The sequence below is a fragment of the Streptococcus pseudopneumoniae genome, from assembly GCF_001074565.1.
Classification (GTDB): domain Bacteria; phylum Bacillota; class Bacilli; order Lactobacillales; family Streptococcaceae; genus Streptococcus; species Streptococcus pseudopneumoniae_J.
In genome coordinates, this window is record NZ_JUQX01000062.1 from 1 (window position 1) to 2,706 (window position 2,706).

The 2,706-nt window shown below is 39.0% G+C and carries 4 protein-coding genes and 1 pseudogene; all 5 read left to right on the forward strand.

Annotated features, from left to right (window positions below; all coding sequences use genetic code 11):
* Window positions 1–430, forward strand: a pseudogene (locus ADI74_RS11190) (hypothetical protein); the annotation flags it as partial.
* 14 nt (window positions 431–444) lie between these two features.
* The gene (locus tag ADI74_RS09185; RefSeq protein ID WP_049538464.1) at window positions 445–813 is read left to right on the forward strand and encodes a hypothetical protein; all 369 of its coding nucleotides are present in this window, start codon (window positions 445–447) and stop codon (window positions 811–813) included.
* Window positions 814–929: 116 nt separating this feature from the next.
* A complete protein-coding gene (locus ADI74_RS09190; protein WP_049538466.1) occupies window positions 930–1,166 on the forward strand; it encodes a hypothetical protein in 237 nt (78 codons plus the stop codon).
* Between the two features lie 8 nt (window positions 1,167–1,174).
* Window positions 1,175–1,630 (forward strand): hypothetical protein, encoded by a 456-nt coding sequence (locus tag ADI74_RS09195; RefSeq protein WP_049538468.1) that lies wholly within the window; start codon window positions 1,175–1,177, stop codon window positions 1,628–1,630.
* A 230-nt stretch (window positions 1,631–1,860) separates the two neighbouring features.
* The coding region (locus tag ADI74_RS09200; protein WP_049538469.1) for an RHS repeat-associated core domain-containing protein at window positions 1,861–2,706 on the forward strand (846 nt) is incomplete at its 3' end.

A 2,706-nucleotide genomic window follows, 5' to 3' on the forward strand; every position in this document is an offset into this window, starting at 1 on the left:
GTGGATTGCGCCGATTCAAGATGTGGCAGCTGCGGTTGCCGGTAGACAGGTTGCTAAGTATAATTCTAGTGTTCCGACTGGTAATGGTATGAAGTGGGGAAATGGTACGCAAAAAGCGTTTAAGCCAGGAGAGTTAGAGAGACATTATAGTAAACATGGTCAACAAGTTGCTAATGCACTTAATGAGTCAAATTACACCATGGAACAATATTTGAAAGATGCTAATTATGTTATACAAACTGGAGAGTATTCTTCAAAGAATAATGCTTATTACAAGTATGTAGGTTTTAGCAAAAGTGGGAATAGAAAAGGAAGAACAAAATATGCAATTGTTGGTCTTGATAAAGTTACAGGAGAAATAACAACCTATCATATTAAGGATATTGAAAATATGCGTGAGTGGGATTCTAGTTTAGGAATTAACCCTTAGAGTAGGAGAGATAGATGATAAAAATACTAAAAATTGACTGGCTTGATGAAGCAAGCTATGAGGGGGAAATCACTTTAGTAGACAGTCATAACAAACAGTTGGTTTGTTTTACTTATTCACAACCGTTAGATGTTATTACAAAAAAACTTAATGTTATTTATGGAATGGGAGGATCTGAGGTAATTAGGAGTGAGGAACATTCTTATTCGCTAGGGCGTCTTGGAAATTTTGAATATTATGTAGTAGGTCAAGTACTAGATAAGGATGTTCCGCTGATACAATGTTTTGATTATGTTTTAAAATTCAGTGGTGAATTGCCAGGAGATATTGTTTCCGGAGACTGGGTAGAGTGTTCGGTAGATCGCTTTGATATATATGTGTGATCATAAGAGTGAAACTGTCTGGTAATGGCAAGTAGTGGAGAAATAGTATTGATCCTAAAAGTATAAAATCCTCCGACTTATCAATGACCTAAACAGTTAAAAACCATGCAAACGATGTGATTAAACGTGGAAAATATGTTGGTGAAAAAGCTAGACCGTATGTTAATAATGCGGGAACAGATTTAATTATTCAAGAAATTATTGACGGTGGTTCCCCCGTAAAAGATAAATTTCTACCAAATGGTTGGCGCTGGGAAGTTAATGGAACATTTAACGGTAGGCAAGAAGGAATATGGGAGTTGGTTGTTGATTTGGATACAAATCAAATTGTTCACTTTAATTATGTGAGATAGGAGAATACATGTTTAAAATTATAAAAAAAGAACGAAATCTATATGAAAAGCTAATATATAGTACCAACACAAAAGAATTAATTGCATTGCCAATTAAAAATAGTGATATAACCTTTAGTTTTATTTATTTGTTTCTTGGTTTTAATTCTGAAGATATGGAATCTACTCAGTTATTGGGGTATCATCACGACTGTACTTGGATTAAGAAAAATCTGAGACCTCCTAAGGCAGATGAGGGTAGTATTTTACTTACTAATACAGACATTGAAGGTGGAGTCAGTTTTCGAGCAGAGTCTGCAAATGATTGGGAAACATATTATGATGACAAAACGGGATGGATAAAGATAACTTCTAAGATGGAATACGAGAAGCTTGATTCTGTAGAATTTTTTAAAGATACAATTGCTGAGATTGATAAGCAGGGGGAAATACAGTCTTTTTGGTTACGACCCGAGTTTAAATAGTAGCCATACAAGTAGAAAAGGAAGCAAGATAAACTTGAGTATATCTGTATGAGATACATTAATTGATATTAAAGTATAGATAAGTCATGATTAGCGTGCGCGATTTCAAGCAAATACTTTTATGCTAGAGGGTCGTGGAGATCTCCAACAGCCTCGACTATTGAACGGCTATCTTCTATTGTGATAGAAACATGCAAAAACTCTCGAGGATGAATTTCTTCGAGAGTTTTATGTTACACCCAGAAAAGCAAGAGGGTCAAGTCCTCTATACCTATGATGCGGATGGTCGTCGAGTGTCTATGAGTGACCTGACAGGAACTAGTCAGTACGCGACTAATGAAGAAGGCGAGATCACGGGTGTTCGTCAGGGAGATGGTAGCCTGATCCAGTACGAGTATGATGCCTATGGTAATATCTCGAAGATGATTTACCCAGATGGTAGCACAGTTTCCTACACTTACGATGAACTGGATCGTCTGACTTCCGTGATAGATGTCAAGGGACAAAAGACCAGCTATAGCTACAACCAAACAGGTGACAGTTACAACTACTTGACCAACCAGTCAGGCTCTGTGACAGGCTTGACCAAGGATGGACAAGCCGTCGCATCAAGCAGCTATAACCTCTATGGGGCAAGAAAGACAAGCACAGACACAACAGGTCAGCCCTTTGCCTATAATGGCGAAGCCCGTGACGATACTGGACTTGACTATTTACGCGCAAGGTATTATGATAGTCAGGGAGGTACTTTCTTAACAGAGGATAGCTACCCAGGTGAGGAGACGAACCTTCTCAGCCAGAACCGCTACAGCTATGTGCAGAACAACCCCGTCAACTATACTGACCCGAGTGGGCATAGAATGATCTGGATGGGTGGTGAAGGCGAACCAAGTCGCCCTCGCCGCATCAATACGCGCCTACAACGCATTTACCAACAGAGTATTGTCGGACAAGACATACTGGGTCGACCGCTAACACTACGTGAATACACGGATCATCGCATTAAAACCGATCGGACTTTCCGAGCACCAGAAAGTTATTATCAAGCTTTTGGTCCAAATGTGGCAACTTACCAA